Below are 16,049 nucleotides of genomic sequence, written 5' to 3'. Positions count from 1 at the left end.
GATCCGCTTGGCGCGTCTTAAGTTCTTGTTTTGACGCATGTCGTTATCGCAAAACCGCGGAACACCTTTGCGCGACATGCTTTGGTTCGGATCGATTCCGGATGAATGACGCGCCGCGTGCAGCCATGCTGCAGCCCAGCGAAACGCTCACAAGCAAAAGCCCGCGGAGATCGCTCTCCGCGGGCCTTCTTATTTCAGACGTCAGGCAACGATTACTCGTTGGTCTGGCGGTTCTTCAGAGCGGCACCGAGAATGTCGCCGAGCGAAGCGCCCGAGTCGGACGAACCGAACTGAGCAACGGCTTCCTTCTCTTCCGCGATTTCCAGAGCCTTGATCGACAGCTGGATCTTGCGGTCCTTCTTGGAGAAGTTGGTGACGCGTGCGTCGACAACCTGGCCAACCGAGAAACGCTCCGGACGCTGTTCGTCACGGTCACGCGACAGATCGGCGCGGCGGATGAACGCGGTGATGTCCTCGTGGCTGACGAGCTTCACTTCGATACCACCGTCGTTGACGGCGATGATCTCGGCCGAAACGACAGCGTTCTTGCGCAGTTCGCCGGAAGCGGCGGCATCGCCGACAGCATCCTTGCCGAGCTGCTTGATACCGAGCGAGATGCGCTCCTTGTCGACGTCGACGTCGAGAACAACGGCGCGAACGACGTCGCCCTTGTTGAACTCTTCGATGACCTGCTCGCCCGGACGGTTCCAGTCGAGGTCGGAAAGGTGCACCATGCCGTCAACGTCGCCGTCGAGGCCGATGAACAGGCCGAATTCGGTCTTGTTCTTGACTTCGCCTTCAACTTCGGTGCCAGCCGGATGGCTATGCGCGAATGCCTGCCACGGGTTCTCGAGCGTCTGCTTGAGGCCGAGCGAGATACGACGCTTGGTCGGATCGACTTCGAGAACGACAACGTCGACTTCCTGGCTCGTGGACAGGATCTTGCCGGGGTGTACGTTCTTCTTGGTCCAGGACATTTCGGAGATGTGGATCAGGCCTTCGATGCCCGGCTCCAGCTCGACGAACGCACCGTAGTCGGTGATGTTCGTGACGGTACCGGAGATCTTCTTGCCGACCGGGTACTTCGCACCGATACCATCCCACGGATCCGACTCGAGCTGCTTCATGCCGAGCGAGATGCGGTGGGTTTCCTGGTTGATGCGGATGATCTGAACCTTGACCTGCTGGCCGATGTTCAGGATCTCCGACGGATGGTTCACGCGACGCCATGCCATGTCGGTGACATGGAGCAGGCCGTCGATGCCGCCGAGGTCGACGAACGCACCGTAATCGGTGATGTTCTTGACGACGCCTTCGACAACCTGGCCTTCTTCAAGGTTCTGAACGATTTCAGAACGCTGCTCGGCGCGGGATTCTTCGAGAACCGTACGACGCGAAACGACGATGTTGCCGCGACGCTTGTCCATCTTGAGGATTTCGAAGGGCTGCGGGTTGTGCATCAGCGGGGTCACGTCGCGGATCGGACGGATGTCGACCTGCGAGCGCGGAAGGAAGGCAACGGCGCCGTCGAGATCGACGGTGAAGCCACCCTTGACCTGGTTGAAGATGATGCCTTCGACGCGTTCGCCGGCTTCGAACTTCACTTCCAGGCGCATCCAGCTTTCTTCGCGGCGAGCCTTTTCGCGCGAAAGAACAGCTTCGCCGAGCGCGTTTTCGATGCGCTCAACGTAGACTTCGACTTCGTCGCCGACCTTGAGCGAGCCGTCCTTGGCCTTCGCGCCGAATTCCTTCAGAGCGATGCGGCCTTCGACCTTCAGGCCGACGTCGACAACGGCGACGTCCTTTTCGATGGCCGTGACGATGCCCTTGGCAACATAGCCTTCGGCCAGATCGGTCTTCGCGAAGGATTCTTCGAGAAGCGCTGCGAAATCATCACGGGTTGGGTTGGTAGCAGACATGAAATCTCCTGCATGCATCTCAAATGGAGACACACATGCGCCGGGGGTTGGTGTTGAAAAGGCCTGAACCCAGTCCGTCCCATCAAAGGGACAATCCGGCGCGTGGACGGGATTTCAGGCTTATGCAAGAAGAGCGATCCTGACAGCGTCGGGGATAGGCTCTTCTTCAGATCTTCTTGATCAGGGCCGCATCGATCAGAGATTTCGCGGCCTGAAACGCCGCCTCTATACTCATTTCAGAGGTATCAAGCAAGTGCGCGTCATCGGCGGGACGCAGAGGACTGTCGGCGCGGCCCATGTCCCGCTCGTCGCGCTTCTTCACATCGTCGAAGATCGCCGCGTAATCGGCGACAGCGCCGTTGCCGACGATCTCGTCAAAGCGGCGTTTCGCCCGCACTTCCGGCGACGCGGTAACGTAGAGTTTGACCGCCGCATCCGGGCAGACGACGGTGCCGATATCGCGGCCATCGAGCACGGTGCCCGGCTCTTTCTTCGAAAACGCCCGCTGCGCCTCGACCAGTGCGCGGCGCACGGCCGGCATGACGGCAATCTTCGACGCCGCTTCGCCAATCGCATGCGCCGACAGGATGGAGCGATCGAGGCCGGAAAGCTCGACCTCGAGCGCCATGCGCTCGGCCACCGCCTCGTCATCGAGCGGCAGGCCGGCGTCGAGCAGGGCTTTTGCCGTCGCGCGGTAGGTCAACCCGGTATCGAGATGGTGAAAGCCGTACTCTTCGGCAATCTGGCGCGAGAGCGTGCCCTTGCCTGCCGCTGCGGGTCCGTCGATAGCGATGGTGAGTGTCATTTTGAAACCTGAATGTGAATGTGGTCGTCGTGCCTTGCGGCACGGCAGCCCTGGAATTTAATCGTTTCCGCCGAAACGCCAAGCCGTTCGGCCAGATGTGGTTCGACAAAGATCTTTGCGACGCCGTAGGCCCGGCCCTCGTCAGACAGCCAGCGGATCGCTTCGCTGGTGCGCTTTTCCTCAAGCGCCATCGGCGACCAGAGCGATTGCAGAGCTGCGAGATCCCAACGCATGGTCACGACATCGTCGCGCCCTTCACACGGCGAAGCAGCACCCTCACGCAGCTGCTCGAAGGCGAAATAACCGAGCGGCGAGCGTGTTTCTCCGTCGCGGAACACGCCGGCGACATCGTTGTAATAGAATGCGATATCAAGCTTGCGGCCATCCGAATGGGAAAGATGCGGCAGCAGCGGAAAGCCGTCAAAGAACGGGAAGTTGCCGTCGAGCGTCAGTGTCGTCGTTCCGGGGAAGGAACTGTTCATATGAGCCGACAATGCCAATGCGGCCGTCTTAAGCTCCGGCACGACATATTGCCGGTTCAGCACGCAGTAAAGCATGGACTGCATGTGCATCGTCGCCCCTTGCTCGGCAAGGCATGGTAGCGGGACACGGCCAAAGACGGGTGCAACCACAGAGGCGAGAGCGCTGCCGAGCCCATAGAGAGGCACGAACATGGCAAGCACGGCAATAGCGCGCCTGGTGCCTCGAAAGCGGCGCGACAGCAGCATGGCGGCAAGCCAGGCCAAGCCACCGATCTGCGTCAGAGCCGTCAACAGTATGACGATCGCAGCATGGACGGACCAACGGATCAGAGGGCGCGGCTGCGCGAAGGATACGCCCGGCTTCTTCATTCGATCGTCGCACCCAATCCCGCCATCAGTTCCATGAAACCGGGAAAGCTGGCAGCGATCATCGTCGCGTCGTCGACGGCGACCGGATGTTCTGTAGCAAGCCCCATGGCGAGGAAGCTCATGGCGATGCGGTGGTCGAGATGAGTGGCGACGGCGGCGCCCGCGGCGTTGCCGAGACCCTTGCCGTCCGGGCGTCCGTGTACGACGAGAGAGGCTGGCCCTTCTTCGCAATCGACGCCGTTGAGCTTGAGACCGAAGGCAACCGCAGCCAGGCGATCGGATTTCTTGAGACGCAGTTCCGCAAGGCCGCTCATCACCGTGCGTCCTTCGGCAAAGGCAGCAGCGATGGCCAGCGCCGGATATTCGTCGATCATCGAGGCCGCGCGGTCTTCTGGCACGGCGATGCCCTTCAGCTCGGAAAAACGGACGCGCAGATCGGCCACGTCCTCGCCGCCTTGATGCCGCGTTTTCAGCACATCGATCCTAGCGCCCATTTCCTTCAGCGTCAGGATAAGTCCGGTCCGGTTGGGGTTCATCACCACATTGAGAAGGGTGACGTCGGAACCCGGCACGACGAGCGCCGCCACCAGTGGAAACGCGGCAGACGACGGATCGCCGGGAATATCGATATCCTGGCCCGTCAGCCTGCCCTGCCCTTCGAGCCGAACTATGCGCTCGCCTTCAGCGCCAGCCTCGACTGTCAGGTTGGCGCCAAAGGCCTGCAGCATTCTTTCCGTATGATCGCGGGTCGGCACCGGCTCGATCACCGTGGTGATGCCGGGCGCGTTCAGGCCTGCGAGCAGCACGGCGGATTTCACGTCGGCCGAGGCCATCGGTAAGCGGTAGCTCACCGGGTTTGCCGTCTTCGGCCCGCGAAGCGTCACCGGCAGTCGACCGCCTTGGGCCGACACCACTTGGACACCCATCTGGCGCAAGGGATCGAGCACGCGGTCCATCGGCCGCATGACGAGCGATGCATCGCCAACGAAGGTCGTCGCAAAATCATAGACGCCGACGAGCCCCATAATCAGTCCGCAACCGGTACCGGCATTGCCGAAATCGAGCGGCGCTTCGGGCTCAAGCAGCGCACCGTTGCCGACACCGTCGACGATCCAGGTGCCGTCTTCCTTGCGCACTGTGGCGCCGAGGGCCTGCATCGCCCTTGCGGTATTGAATATATCCTCGCCCTCGAGCAGGCCGGCAATGCGCGTCCGGCCGGCCGCAAGCCCGCCGAGCATCAAGGCGCGATGGGACATCGACTTGTCGCCGGGGATACGCACTGCTCCACGGAGTGCCCCGGATCTGCAAGCAACGGCAGGCTTTGCGATCACGCCAGCGGACATACAAACCTTCCTCAAACCTGCGGCCGGCAATCCACCGCAACACGCGAAACGGCGATCGGGGTGCGACCATCTTCCGCTCCCGCTGCCTAACACAATGGGATTGCGCGATCATCCTCCCGCGCGCAAGAAAAAGCAGGCGGCGCAGGGCTTTCGAGTTTTATCTTTGACAGATGCAGCCAAGATGATTATGGGGACCGGCTAATCATCATAGGCTTGATATCCTTTCCACCCGCCGGCTTTCCGGCAAGCGCCGGCTCGGCCGGCCATTCAAGAGGCTTTGACTGTGGCAAAAGCGGAACTCGGAACAAAGCGCATTGACCCGGAAACGGGGCGCAAATTCTACGATCTGAACCGTGATCCGATCGTTTCCCCCTACACCGGCAAGTCCTACCCGCTGTCCTTCTTCGAAGAAACCTCGGTCGCCAAGGTGCTGGAGAAGGAAGAGGAAGAGGACGTCGCTGAAGTCGACACCGAGAACACGGAAGTCGAACTCGTATCGCTCGAGGAAGCTGACGACGAAGCAGCCGGCGGCGACGAGATTCCGGATCTGGGCGACGACGAAGTGGAGATCGACGGCGACGACGACGACGACGATACCTTCCTGCAGACCGACGACGAAGACGATGACGACGACATGAGCGACCTCATCGGCGTGTCCGACGACGACGACGACGTCTAAGCACTTAAAATAATACGCGAATGCCTCCCGTCCCCTGCCGAATGGCGTGGACGGGAGAAAATCGGGCCGGTCCTGAAATTATTTCCACCGGCCTGACATTTTCGGCTTGCTATCCGCGAAAAGCAGAAGTAATAAGCCGCCACTCGCCGGGCACAACAGCCCGACAAGTTTCCCGGAACCGGCCTCGCCGGACCCGATATGGGGCTATAGCTCAGCTGGGAGAGCGCTTGCATGGCATGCAAGAGGTCAGCGGTTCGATCCCGCTTAGCTCCACCAAACCCTCCCATCAAATACATCGCCTTGAACTGACCGCTTCACCATATTTGGGCCAAACGACTGCACCCGTCGGCCGATATATTCCCTCGCGCTTTTTTTCTGATACCAACGGGAAAATCGACGGATTCGCTTGGCGATCCGGATTGAATTCACGTGCCGGGGGATCAGATGAGTTTTACCGAAACGACCAGAACGTCGTGGTTTGCGCGCCTCAAGAACGGTGTCATCGGTATCTTCATCGGGCTCATCCTGGTATTCGGCATGATCTGGCTGCTGGCCTGGAACGAGGGTCGTTCGGTCAAGACGTATCGGGCGCTCGTCGAGGGCGCCGGTGCGGTTGTCGATGTCGACAGCGGCGCCGTCGAGGCTGGCAACGAGGGCAAGCTGGTCCACATCGCCGGACGAATCGACCCTGTGGGGACGCCAACCGATAGCCTGCTGGACGTGTCCGCCAATGGGGCTGCGGGTCTGCGCCGCTCGGTCGAGATGTACCAATGGGTCGAGGAAAAGAAGAGCGAGACGCGCAAGACGCTCGGCGGCGGGGAGGAAACGGTCACCACCTATTCCTACACCAAGGAGTGGCGCAGCGACCGCGCTGATTCGGCCGATTTCCGCGACGGCAACGGGCACCAGAACCCGGAAATGCCGCTCTCGAGCGAGCGCTTCACCGTCGAGCGCGCGATGCTCGGCGCGTTTTCGGTCAATGGCAGGGCCGTAGCCGATCTCGGTCGCGACAGCCCGGTGAAGATGGCGGACGCCGATCTGCAGCGCGTGGCCGATGCGCTCGACACCAACCGCCCAGTCAAGACCGACGGCCAGACGATCTTTGTCTCCGCTGACCGCCAGAACCCAGCCGTCGGCGATCTGCGCATCGGCTTTACCCGCGAAGACACGGAAACCGCGAGCTTCGTCGCGGCGCAGAAAGGCGGCAGCCTCGCCCCTTATCGCACATCGAACGGCCGCGACCTGTTCCTGAGTTCGGCGGGCATTGCCAGCGCCGCCGAGATGTTCGACGCAGCCCAGAGCGAGAACACGCTGATTACCTGGCTGGTTCGGGTGGGCGGACTGATCGGCCTGTTCATCGGCTTCACGCTGATGCTGTCGCTCATTTCCATCATCGCCGACGTCATTCCGGTCCTCGGATCAGTGGTCGCATTTGGCACCGGCGTCATCGCGGCGATCCTGACGCTCATCATCGGCCCCCTGGTCATCGCCATCGCCTGGTTTGCCTATCGCCCGCTGCTGTCGCTGGCGATCGTCGCCGTCGGCGCGCTCGTTGCCTTCGGCATCGGCTATTTGCGGGCCGGCAAGGCGAAACCGATCGCCGCTGGCATGCCGGCCTGACGAATGGGGCGGGCGCTGGGCACCCGCCCCCATGCCTTTGCGAAATATTAAGGGATCGCAGGGAAGAACACGGGCCTGATGTTTCTTCTTTCCAAGATCTTCTGGCTCGTCGCGCAGCCCCTTTCCCTGGCGTTCTTCGCCACCTTGGCGGGGCTCGTCGCAACGTCGGCAGGCCTCAGGCGCACCGGCATCGCCTTCGGCCTTTCCGGCGCAATCGTTCTCTTCATCAGCCTGTTCACGACGACGGGATCCTATTTCCTGCAGGTGCTCGAGGACCGCTTCCCTCGGCCGGCTGAGCCACCCGTATCCCTCTCCTGCATCATCGTGCTCGGCGGCGCCTTCGAGAACGAAGTCATGGCAAGCCGTGGCGGCATCGAGTTCAACCAGGCGGCCGACCGCTTCATCGAGACGGCCATGCTGGCCGAGCGCTATCCGGAGGCGCGCATTCTGGTGTCCGGCGGCGATGGTTCGTTCAGCGGCGCCTATGACGGAGATGCCAAGGCATCGGACGCCTTCTTTGCCGCCTTCGGCATCGGCCCTGAGCGGCTGATTCGCGAGGAGCAGTCGAGAACGACGTTCGAAAATGCCCGCAACACGCAGGGACTGCTTGAAGCAAACGGCCTCAGCAACTGCGCGCTGGTGACGTCGGCCTTCCATATGCCGCGCTCGGTCGGGCTTTTCCACAAGCTCGGGCTCAAGGTCATGCCCTGGCCGGCGGACTACCGCACCAGCGGCATGGTCACGCCAGGCTTCGACTTCACCCAGCCATCTCTCAATGCCCAGCTGACGACGACGGCGATGCGCGAATGGATCGGGTTGGCGGCCTATTACTACGGTGGCCGGACCGACAGCCTGCTTCCCGGCCTCTCACCGCCCAACGCGTCCCCCCGTTGACGCGGCGGTCCCGGATGTTCCAGCTTGTGATGCGACAGACTTCCGCGATGCGCCTTTCAACGGAGCGGCCATGACGATCCTCGAAATCCTCGATTATGCCGGCGTCGCCGTCTTCGCGGCCACAGGTGCGCTCTCGGCTTCGCGCAAGCAGCTCGACATCATCGGTTATCTCTTCCTTGCCTCGGTCACCGGCATCGGCGGTGGAACGATGCGCGACGTCGTCCTTGGCGCAACGCCGGTGTTCTGGGTGCTCAAGCCGACCTACCTGCTCGTCTGCGCCTCGGTGAGCGTCGTCCTGTTCTTCACGGCGCACCTGTTCTATTCGCGCTATCGCGTGCTCGTCTGGCTCGACGCGATCGGCATGTCGGCCTATTGCGTCATGGGTGCTGCCAAGGGGCTGGCGGCAACCGGCTCGCCCGCGGTCGCCCTTGTCACCGGCATGCTGACGGCGACCTTCGGCGGCATCCTGCGCGATCTCCTGGCGGGTGAGCCCTCGGTGCTGCTGCGCCCGGAAGTCTATGTGACGGCTGCCCTGATCGGCTCGGGCGTCTTTGTCGTCGCCACCATGTTCGGATTGCCGCTGGCGGCGACCTCGGCGCTTGGCGTGATCTCAGCCTTCACCGTGCGCGCCGGCGCGCTCCGATACGGCTGGACGCTGCCGATCGGCAAGGCAGGCCCCGGCCGCGACCCCGACGATGTGATGTAGGAAAAAGGTCGTTACGACCGTTCGCGCTTGCGGCGGAGCCGAATGACCACGTCGACATGGGCAATCTCCATGCCCTCCGGCGGCTCCGGCAGATTGCCGATCTCGATATTGCTCACCGGGATATCGAGAACTTCGTTCTGACCTTCGATGAAGAAATGGTGGTGATCGGAAACATTGGTGTCGAAGTAGGTCTTTGCACTTTCCACCGCGAGCACGCGGATCATGCCAGCCTCGGTGAACTGATGCAGCGTGTTGTAGACAGTTGCCAGCGAAACCGGCACACCGGCGACAACAGCCTCTTCATGCAGTTCTTCAACGGTCAGGTGACGATCGCCCTTGGCGAAGATCAGATCGGCAAGCGCGACACGCTGACGCGTCGGGCGCAGACCCGAGCTGCGCAATCTCTCTTCCGAACTCACTTCGGTTGCTTTCGTCATCAAGGAGCGTTCCATGGATCCCGTAAAATTTACAATACTTCCGTTGCGATATAACTTTTGCGCGCTGTTCTTTCAATAGATTCTAAGGTGCAGAAAGGCTGGAATGCCTGAAAAACCGGCCTATTTCGGCAAAGGCTGGTATTTAACTCTGGTCGGGCCCACATTGATCCTGTAAGCGACGGCGGAACGATATCGCCACCGAAATGGGCGACGCCGACGTCGGAAACATCGAAAACGGCCATTGATGCGCTTCATTTCACAGCGAACTTGCTCTAAAGCAGGTCTGACAACACTTTATGTTACTCGGGGAAACAACCATTGATGACGACCAGACAATCAAGCTTCAGCTATGAGGAAATCCTGACCTGCGGCCGAGGTGAACTGTTTGGCCCCGGCAATGCGCAGCTGCCGCTGCCGCCCATGCTCATGGTTCACCGCATCACGGAAATCTCCGAAACGGGCGGCGCCTTCGACAAGGGTTTCATCCGCGCCGAATACGACGTCAGCCCTGACGACTGGTACTTTCCTTGCCACTTCCAGGGCAACCCGATCATGCCCGGATGCCTCGGCCTCGATGGCATGTGGCAGCTGACCGGCTTCTTCCTCGGCTGGCTCGGCGAGCCCGGTCGCGGCATGGCGCTGTCAACGGGCGAAGTGAAGTTCAAGGGCATGGTTCGCCCGCACACCAAGCTTCTCCAGTACGGTATCGACTTCAAGCGCGTCATGCGCGGCCGCCTCGTGCTCGGCACTGCCGACGGCTGGCTGAAGGCCGACGGCGAGACCATCTACCAGGCAACCGACCTGCGTGTCGGTCTGTCGAAGGAAAAGGCCGAATAATCCGCGGGTTCTCCGCACCGAATGAGATAAAGAAAAGGTCATTACCATGAGACGGGTTGTTGTCACGGGCCTCGGGATCGTTTCCTCGATCGGAAACAATGCCGACGAAGTCACGGCATCGCTGCGCGACGCCAAATCGGGCATCACGTTTTCTCCCGATTTCGCCGAAAACGGCTTCAAGTGCCAAGTCTGGGGCGCACCGACGCTCGATCCGACCGATCTCGTCGACCGGCGCGCGATGCGTTTCCTGTCGCAGGGCGGCGCCTGGAACCACGTGGCGATGAAGCAGGCGATTGCCGATTCCGGCCTCGAGGAATCGGTCATTTCCCGCAACGAGCGCACCGGCATCATCATGGGTTCGGGCGGCCCGTCCACCCGCACCATCGTCGAGGCGGCGGACATCACCCGCAAGAACGTGAGCCCGAAGCGCATCGGCCCGTTTGCGGTGCCGAAGGCGATGTCGTCGACGGCGTCGGCCACGCTTGCGACCTGGTTCCAGATCCACGGCGTCAACTACTCGATCTCGTCGGCCTGCTCGACCTCGGCGCATTGCATCGGCAATGCCGCAGAAATGATCCAGTGGGGCAAGCAGGACGTAATGTTCGCCGGCGGCCACGAGGACCTGGACTGGTCGATGTCCAACCTGTTCGACGCCATGGGCGCGATGTCCTCCAAGTACAACGACACCCCGTCGACCGCCTCGCGCGCCTATGACGCCAGCCGTGACGGCTTCGTCATTGCCGGCGGTGCCGGCGTGCTGGTGCTCGAAGAACTTGAACATGCCAAGGCGCGCGGCGCCAAGATCTACGCGGAAATCGTGGGCTACGGCGCAACCTCCGACGGCTATGACATGGTCGCGCCCTCGGGCGAAGGTGCTGCCCGCTGCATGCGCCAGGCGCTGTCGACCGTGAAGGGCGACGTCGATTACATCAACACGCACGGTACCTCGACCCCGGTTGGCGACAGCAAGGAAATCGGTGCCATCCGCGAAGTGTTCGGCTCCAAGATCCCGCACATCCAGTCGACGAAGTCGCTGACCGGCCACTCGCTCGGTGCTGCCGGCGTCCAGGAATCGATCTACGGTCTCCTGATGATGCAGGCTGGCTTCATCGGCGAGAGCGCTCATATCACCGAACTCGACCCGGAATTCGACGGCGTCCCGATCGTGCGCAAGCGCATCGACAACGCCAAGATCGACACGGTCCTTTCCAACTCGTTCGGCTTCGGCGGAACCAACGCAACGCTCGTCTTCCAGCGCCACAACGGATAACACCATGACGGGACTGATGAACGGAAAGCGTGGCCTCATCATGGGTGTGGCCAACAACCACTCCATTGCCTGGGGCATCTCCAAGGCTCTGGCAGCCCAGGGCGCGGAACTGGCCTTCACCTACCAGGGTGAAGCGCTTGGCAAGCGCGTGAAGCCGCTGGCGGCCGAAGTCGGGTCCGACTTCCTGCTTCCCTGCGACGTAGAGGACATCGCGTCGGTCGATACGGTGATCTCGGCCATCAAGGAGCGCTGGGGCAAGCTCGACTTCATCGTCCATGCCATCGGCTTTTCCGACAAGAACGAGCTGAAGGGCCTTTACGCCGACACCAGCCGCGACAACTTCAGCCGCACAATGGTGATCTCGTGCTTCTCGTTCACCGAGATCGCCAAGCGGGCCGCCGAACTGATGAACGACGGTGGCTCGATGCTGACGCTGACCTATGGCGGCTCGGTGCGGGTGATGCCGAACTACAACGTCATGGGCGTCGCGAAGGCTGCTCTCGAAGCCTCCGTGCGCTATCTGGCCGCGGACTACGGCGTGCGCGGCATCCGCGTCAACGCGATATCCGCCGGCCCGATCCGCACCCTTGCTGGCGCCGGAATTTCCGATGCGCGCGCCATGCTCTCCTGGCAGCAGAAGAACTCGCCGCTTCGCCGCACCGTCACGATCGACGATGTCGGCAGCTCTGCGCTCTACCTGCTGTCCGACCTGTCGCGCGGCGTCACCGGCGAAATCCACTACGTGGACTCCGGCTACAACATCACGTCCATGCCGGCGCTCGATGCGCTCAGGACCGCCGACGCCGAGTAAGAACCGGCCACGACCATCATCAAAGCCCATGGATCATCCGGTCCATGGGCTTTTTCATGCGCCTTATCCGGCGGTCAGCAGACCCGAAAGCAGCAGGATCGCGACCAAGGCTGCAGCGACGGCAGCGGTCATCAGGCAAACATGCGTCCTGCGAATGGGGTTCGGTATCAGCGGCAGGCGATAAAGACTTCTGAGGAACGGCATCGGCACTTCCGAGGTCGCACCATGTCCCTCCGCCTGCTTGATATCTTTGGCGATCACTTCCGCCACATCCTCGGTCAAAGGCGACCTTCCTGGCCCGAATGGCATAGCACCGCACCTCCGATAGGAAATACCGACTGACACCTCATCGTGTGCCTGTTCGCCACCGATGGCAATGGGATTTGAGGACGGCTGCCTGCCAGTGTTGCAGCTCTTGCAAAAGCAAAAGGCCGAGCGCTTGGCTCGGCCTTTCCAATGGATCAGAATGTCGGCTGGCGATCAGCGCTTGCCCCAGAGAACCTTGAAGCGCGCGTTGCGGCAGGTCTCGCCATATTCCTTGAAGGTCTCTGCAAGGGTCTGCTCGTACTGCAGGCCGCGATTGGCGACCAGCATGACCTTGCCGCCCTGCTTCAGCGCCTTGTGCGCCGCCTTGATGATCGCCACGCCCAGCGACGGCTCGGCGGCATGACCCTCGTGGAACGGCGGGTTCATGACGATGAGATCGTACTTGTCGCGCGGCTCTTCGCTCGTCAGGTCGAACCAGTAGAAGCGTGCCGGCATGCGTGACGCGTTTGCCATCATGTTGACGCGGGCAGCTTCCAGCGCATCGTGATCGGCCTCGAACAGGTCGATGCCCTTGGTGCCTGGCGATGCTTCGGCGAGCTTGACCGCGAGATAGCCCCAGCCGGCGCCGAAATCGGCCGCATGGCCGTTGAAATCGCGCGGCAGGCGCGAGGCAAGCAGCTCCGAACCGGCATCGATACGATCGTGCGAGAACATGCCCGGCGATGCCTCGAACAGGCCGTCGACGCGGACCGGCACCTTGGCAAGCTTCTGAACGGCGTCAGTGACGTCTTCGGGGCGCGTGAACCAGAAGGCGACGCCGTGATACTTCGGCAGGTGGTCGCCATCCCATTCGAACTTGGCAATGCGCTTCCTCAGCGACTGGATGCCGTCTTCCTTGCCGCCGGCAATGACGATGACCGCTCCCTCGCGGGTGCGCTTCAAGGCCTCGGCGATGCGGTCCTCGTTTTCACCCTTGTGCCTGCCGCACAGGATCAGCGCGACATCATAGTCTTCGCCGGTGACCACAGGGGCCACATCGGCGCGCTCAGCCTCCAGGGCGCGATAGAGCGGCCTTAGCGGCTGGACGGCAGCGATCGACGCCCCGAAGCCCTCAGGCAGCCTGTAGCCCGCTTCTGCGCCGAGGAAGAGCACACGCTCGCCCTCGCCCGGCGGGTCGATAACCCCGGTTTCGAACGGGTGGAACAGGGTCTTCAATGCATCTCGGCTCATCGGTTTCTTCCGTCGATCTCGTACAAGAAAAGGGCGCGGAGCGATCCGCTCCGCGCCCCGAATGCGTTCGGGCAGAGACCGCTTATTCAGCGGCTTCGCCGTCACCCTTCTTTTCTGCGGCAACTTCCTTGCCGGTCGCCTGGTCGACGACCTTCATGGAGAGGCGAACCTTGCCACGCTCGTCGAAGCCCATCAGCTTGACCCAGACCTTGTCGCCTTCCTTGACGACGTCGGTGGTCTTGGCAACGCGCTCGGAGGCGAGCTGCGAGATGTGGACGAGGCCGTCGCGGGCGCCGAAGAAGTTGACGAAGGCGCCGAAGTCGGCGGTCTTCACAACGGTGCCTTCGTAGACCTGGCCGACTTCCGGCTCGGCAACGATCGAGTGGATCCACTTGCGGGCCGCTTCGATTTCCTTGCCCGACGAAGAGGCGATCTTCACGGTGCCATCATCTTCGATGTTGATCTTGGCGCCGGTCTTTTCGACGATTTCGCGGATGACCTTGCCGCCCGAACCGATGACTTCACGGATCTTGTCGACCGGGATGTTCATGACTTCGATGCGCGGTGCAAATTCGCCGAGCTGGCCACGGCTTTCGGAAATGGCCTTGGCCATTTCGCCGAGGATGTGGAGACGGCCGCCCTTGGCCTGGTTGAGCGCGATGCCCATGATCTCTTCGGTGATGCCCTCGATCTTGATGTCCATCTGCAGCGAGGTGATGCCGGCGTCGGTGCCAGCTACCTTGAAGTCCATGTCGCCGAGGTGGTCTTCGTCGCCGAGGATGTCGGAGAGAACGGCGAAGCGCTCATCTTCCTTGATCAGGCCCATGGCGATACCGGCAACCGGCTTTGCCAGCGGAACGCCAGCATCCATGAGAGCGAGCGAGGTGCCGCAGACGGTCGCCATCGACGACGAGCCGTTGGATTCGGTGATCTCGGAAACGACGCGCAGCGTGTAGGGGAACTGCTCGGCTTCCGGCAGCATCGGGCGGATAGCGCGCCAGGCGAGCTTGCCGTGACCGATTTCGCGGCGGCCCGGGGAGCCCATGCGACCGGTTTCACCGACCGAGTAGGGCGGGAAGTTGTAGTGCAGCATGAAGCGTTCTTTGTACATGCCGGTCAGGCTGTCGACGTACTGTTCGTCTTCGCCGGTGCCGAGGGTGGCAACAACGATCGCCTGCGTTTCACCGCGGGTGAACAGCGCCGAACCGTGCGTGCGCGGCAGAAGGCCGACTTCCGAAACGATTGCGCGAACGGTTTCCAGATCGCGGCCGTCGATGCGGCTCTTGGTGTCGAGGATGTTCCAGCGAACGATCTTGGCCTGCAGGTGCTTGAAGACGGCGCCGATGACTTCAGCGGCATACTTGGGTTCTGCGCCTTCCGGGAAGAAGTGTGCCTTCACCTTTGCCTTGACGGCGTCGACGGCAGCGTAGCGGGCAGCCTTCTCGGTGATCTTGTAGGCATCGCGCAGTTCGGCTTCAGCCATGCCGAGCATTTCAGCTTCAAGCGCGGAATGATCTTCCGGCTGGAAATCGCGCGGCTCCTTGGCGGCGACTTCAGCGAGCTTGATGATGGCGTCGATAACCGGCTGGAAGCCCTTCTGACCGAACACGACGGCGCCGAGCATGACGTCTTCGCCCAGTTCCTTGGCTTCCGACTCGACCATCAGCACGGCTTCCTGCGTGCCGGCGACGACGAGGTCGAGGGTCGATTCGTCCATCTCGTCGAGATGCGGGTTGAGAACGTACTGGCCGTTGATGTAGCCAACGCGCGCGCCGCCGATCGGGCCCATGAACGGGATGCCGGACAGCGTCAGCGCAGCGGAAGCGGCAACCATCGACAGGACGTCGGGGTTGTTTTCGAGGTCATGCTGCATGACCGTGACGACGACCTGGGTGTCGTTCTTGTAACCATCGGGGAAAAGCGGGCGGATCGGGCGGTCGATCAGGCGCGAAACCAGCGTTTCGTTTTCGCTCGGACGACCTTCGCGCTTGAAGTAGCCACCTGGGATCTTGCCGGCGGCATAGGTCTTTTCCTGGTAGTTGACGGTCAGCGGGAAGAAGTCCTGGCCCGGCTTCGGCGACTTCGCCGAAACGACGGTGGCGAGAACCACGGTTTCGCCGTAGGTGGCGAGAACGGCGCCGTCAGCCTGACGGGCGACCTTGCCGGTTTCGAGCTTGAGCGGACGCCCAGCCCATTCGATTTCAACCTTATGGGTATCGAACATGTTCTGTCCTTCGTGTGCGGCAGACCTTTCCGCGGCTGTTGCAGCGCGGGTGGTCGGAAAACCGCCTGGTATGGCGCATCACGGGCAAGACAACGGGAGGCTTCAAAAGAGACCGGCCGCTTTCCGCTGTGCAAAACCTGGCTGCTCCGCAGCGGG

Annotated in this window: 15 protein-coding genes and 1 tRNA gene; 8 read left to right on the top strand and 8 right to left on the bottom strand. The window is 61.9% G+C overall.

The window, feature by feature from the left end; all coding sequences use genetic code 11:
* Nucleotides 1-212: 212 nt before the first annotated feature.
* The 4 genes from rpsA to aroA all read right to left on the bottom strand — a co-directional run bounded on the left by rpsA (nucleotide 213) and on the right by aroA (nucleotide 4,918).
* The gene (gene rpsA / locus HT585_RS00760) at nucleotides 213-1,919 is read right to left on the bottom strand and encodes a 30S ribosomal protein S1 (protein ID WP_077499319.1); all 1,707 of its coding nucleotides are present in this window, start codon (nucleotides 1,917-1,919) and stop codon (nucleotides 213-215) included.
* 166 nt (nucleotides 1,920-2,085) lie between these two features.
* Nucleotides 2,086-2,724: a (d)CMP kinase gene (gene cmk, locus HT585_RS00755; RefSeq protein ID WP_176351184.1), complete on the bottom strand. Its 639-nt coding sequence runs from the start codon at nucleotides 2,722-2,724 to the stop codon at nucleotides 2,086-2,088.
* Nucleotides 2,721-3,575, bottom strand: coding sequence for a hypothetical protein (locus HT585_RS00750; RefSeq protein WP_176351183.1), 855 nt, complete (start codon nucleotides 3,573-3,575; stop codon nucleotides 2,721-2,723). The genes cmk and HT585_RS00750 overlap by 4 nt, the downstream gene beginning before the upstream one ends.
* A complete protein-coding gene (gene aroA, locus HT585_RS00745) occupies nucleotides 3,572-4,918 on the bottom strand; it encodes a 3-phosphoshikimate 1-carboxyvinyltransferase (protein ID WP_176351182.1) in 1,347 nt (448 codons plus the stop codon). The genes HT585_RS00750 and aroA overlap by 4 nt, the downstream gene beginning before the upstream one ends.
* A 283-nt stretch (nucleotides 4,919-5,201) precedes the next feature.
* Here aroA and HT585_RS00740 point away from each other — a divergent pair, with 283 nt between their 5' ends.
* The 5 genes from HT585_RS00740 to HT585_RS00720 all read left to right on the top strand — a co-directional run bounded on the left by HT585_RS00740 (nucleotide 5,202) and on the right by HT585_RS00720 (nucleotide 8,817).
* Entirely contained in the window at nucleotides 5,202-5,597 is a 396-nt protein-coding gene (locus tag HT585_RS00740; RefSeq protein ID WP_077499558.1) for a TIGR02300 family protein, read from the top strand.
* Nucleotides 5,598-5,797: 200 nt separating this feature from the next.
* Nucleotides 5,798-5,873: transfer RNA gene (locus tag HT585_RS00735), tRNA-Ala, on the top strand.
* A 168-nt stretch (nucleotides 5,874-6,041) separates the two neighbouring features.
* Nucleotides 6,042-7,217, top strand: coding sequence for a TMEM43 family protein (locus HT585_RS00730; protein WP_176351181.1), 1,176 nt, complete (start codon nucleotides 6,042-6,044; stop codon nucleotides 7,215-7,217).
* Between the two features lie 78 nt (nucleotides 7,218-7,295).
* A complete protein-coding gene (locus HT585_RS00725) occupies nucleotides 7,296-8,111 on the top strand; it encodes a YdcF family protein (RefSeq protein ID WP_176351180.1) in 816 nt (271 codons plus the stop codon).
* A 70-nt stretch (nucleotides 8,112-8,181) separates the two neighbouring features.
* The gene (locus HT585_RS00720) at nucleotides 8,182-8,817 is read left to right on the top strand and encodes a trimeric intracellular cation channel family protein (protein WP_176351179.1); all 636 of its coding nucleotides are present in this window, start codon (nucleotides 8,182-8,184) and stop codon (nucleotides 8,815-8,817) included.
* 11 nt (nucleotides 8,818-8,828) lie between these two features.
* Here the strand turns inward: HT585_RS00720 and irrA are convergent, their stop codons facing one another.
* On the bottom strand, nucleotides 8,829-9,254 hold the full coding sequence (irrA, locus tag HT585_RS00715) for an iron response transcriptional regulator IrrA (protein WP_025425502.1): 426 nt from the start codon (nucleotides 9,252-9,254) through the stop codon (nucleotides 8,829-8,831).
* Nucleotides 9,255-9,575: 321 nt separating this feature from the next.
* Between irrA and fabA the strand changes: the two genes are divergently transcribed.
* The 3 genes from fabA to fabI are packed head-to-tail and all read left to right on the top strand — an operon-like array spanning nucleotide 9,576 to nucleotide 12,172.
* Entirely contained in the window at nucleotides 9,576-10,091 is a 516-nt protein-coding gene (fabA, locus tag HT585_RS00710) for a 3-hydroxyacyl-[acyl-carrier-protein] dehydratase FabA (protein WP_176351178.1), read from the top strand.
* 46 nt (nucleotides 10,092-10,137) lie between these two features.
* Complete coding sequence (gene fabB / locus HT585_RS00705; protein WP_176351177.1) at nucleotides 10,138-11,361, top strand: beta-ketoacyl-ACP synthase I; 1,224 nt, start codon at nucleotides 10,138-10,140, stop codon at nucleotides 11,359-11,361.
* A 4-nt stretch (nucleotides 11,362-11,365) separates the two neighbouring features.
* Nucleotides 11,366-12,172, top strand: a complete 807-nt coding sequence (fabI, locus tag HT585_RS00700; protein WP_176351176.1) for an enoyl-ACP reductase FabI — start codon at nucleotides 11,366-11,368, stop codon at nucleotides 12,170-12,172.
* Between the two features lie 63 nt (nucleotides 12,173-12,235).
* Here fabI and HT585_RS00695 read toward each other — a convergent pair whose 3' ends face one another.
* The 3 genes from HT585_RS00695 to pnp form a co-directional block, all read right to left on the bottom strand.
* The gene (locus tag HT585_RS00695) at nucleotides 12,236-12,454 is read right to left on the bottom strand and encodes a hypothetical protein (protein WP_246707544.1); all 219 of its coding nucleotides are present in this window, start codon (nucleotides 12,452-12,454) and stop codon (nucleotides 12,236-12,238) included.
* Between the two features lie 198 nt (nucleotides 12,455-12,652).
* Nucleotides 12,653-13,669: a class I SAM-dependent methyltransferase gene (locus HT585_RS00690; RefSeq protein WP_176351174.1), complete on the bottom strand. Its 1,017-nt coding sequence runs from the start codon at nucleotides 13,667-13,669 to the stop codon at nucleotides 12,653-12,655.
* An 82-nt stretch (nucleotides 13,670-13,751) separates the two neighbouring features.
* On the bottom strand, nucleotides 13,752-15,893 hold the full coding sequence (gene pnp, locus HT585_RS00685; RefSeq protein ID WP_176351173.1) for a polyribonucleotide nucleotidyltransferase: 2,142 nt from the start codon (nucleotides 15,891-15,893) through the stop codon (nucleotides 13,752-13,754).
* Nucleotides 15,894-16,049 lie beyond the last annotated feature (156 nt).

The organism is Ensifer oleiphilus (assembly GCF_013371465.1).
Classification (GTDB): Bacteria; Pseudomonadota; Alphaproteobacteria; order Rhizobiales; family Rhizobiaceae; genus Ensifer; species Ensifer oleiphilus.
Note: the sequence above shows the minus strand (reverse complement) of the source record. Positions and strands in the feature narration are given on the sequence as shown.

Excerpts from the sequence above, each read along its gene's own strand:
- rpsA (WP_077499319.1), bottom strand. The coding sequence starts at position 1,919 with ATGTCTGCTACCAACCCAACCCGTGATGATTTCGCAGCGCTTCTCGAA.
- cmk (WP_176351184.1), bottom strand. The coding sequence starts at position 2,724 with ATGACACTCACCATCGCTATCGACGGACCCGCAGCGGCAGGCAAGGGC.
- HT585_RS00750 (WP_176351183.1), bottom strand. The coding sequence starts at position 3,575 with ATGAAGAAGCCGGGCGTATCCTTCGCGCAGCCGCGCCCTCTGATCCGT.
- aroA (WP_176351182.1), bottom strand. The coding sequence starts at position 4,918 with ATGTCCGCTGGCGTGATCGCAAAGCCTGCCGTTGCTTGCAGATCCGGG.
- HT585_RS00730 (WP_176351181.1), top strand. The coding sequence starts at position 6,042 with ATGAGTTTTACCGAAACGACCAGAACGTCGTGGTTTGCGCGCCTCAAG.
- HT585_RS00725 (WP_176351180.1), top strand. The coding sequence starts at position 7,296 with ATGTTTCTTCTTTCCAAGATCTTCTGGCTCGTCGCGCAGCCCCTTTCC.
- HT585_RS00720 (WP_176351179.1), top strand. The coding sequence starts at position 8,182 with ATGACGATCCTCGAAATCCTCGATTATGCCGGCGTCGCCGTCTTCGCG.
- irrA (WP_025425502.1), bottom strand. The coding sequence starts at position 9,254 with ATGACGAAAGCAACCGAAGTGAGTTCGGAAGAGAGATTGCGCAGCTCG.
- fabA (WP_176351178.1), top strand. The coding sequence starts at position 9,576 with ATGACGACCAGACAATCAAGCTTCAGCTATGAGGAAATCCTGACCTGC.
- fabB (WP_176351177.1), top strand. The coding sequence starts at position 10,138 with ATGAGACGGGTTGTTGTCACGGGCCTCGGGATCGTTTCCTCGATCGGA.
- fabI (WP_176351176.1), top strand. The coding sequence starts at position 11,366 with ATGACGGGACTGATGAACGGAAAGCGTGGCCTCATCATGGGTGTGGCC.
- HT585_RS00690 (WP_176351174.1), bottom strand. The coding sequence starts at position 13,669 with ATGAGCCGAGATGCATTGAAGACCCTGTTCCACCCGTTCGAAACCGGG.
- pnp (WP_176351173.1), bottom strand. The coding sequence starts at position 15,893 with ATGTTCGATACCCATAAGGTTGAAATCGAATGGGCTGGGCGTCCGCTC.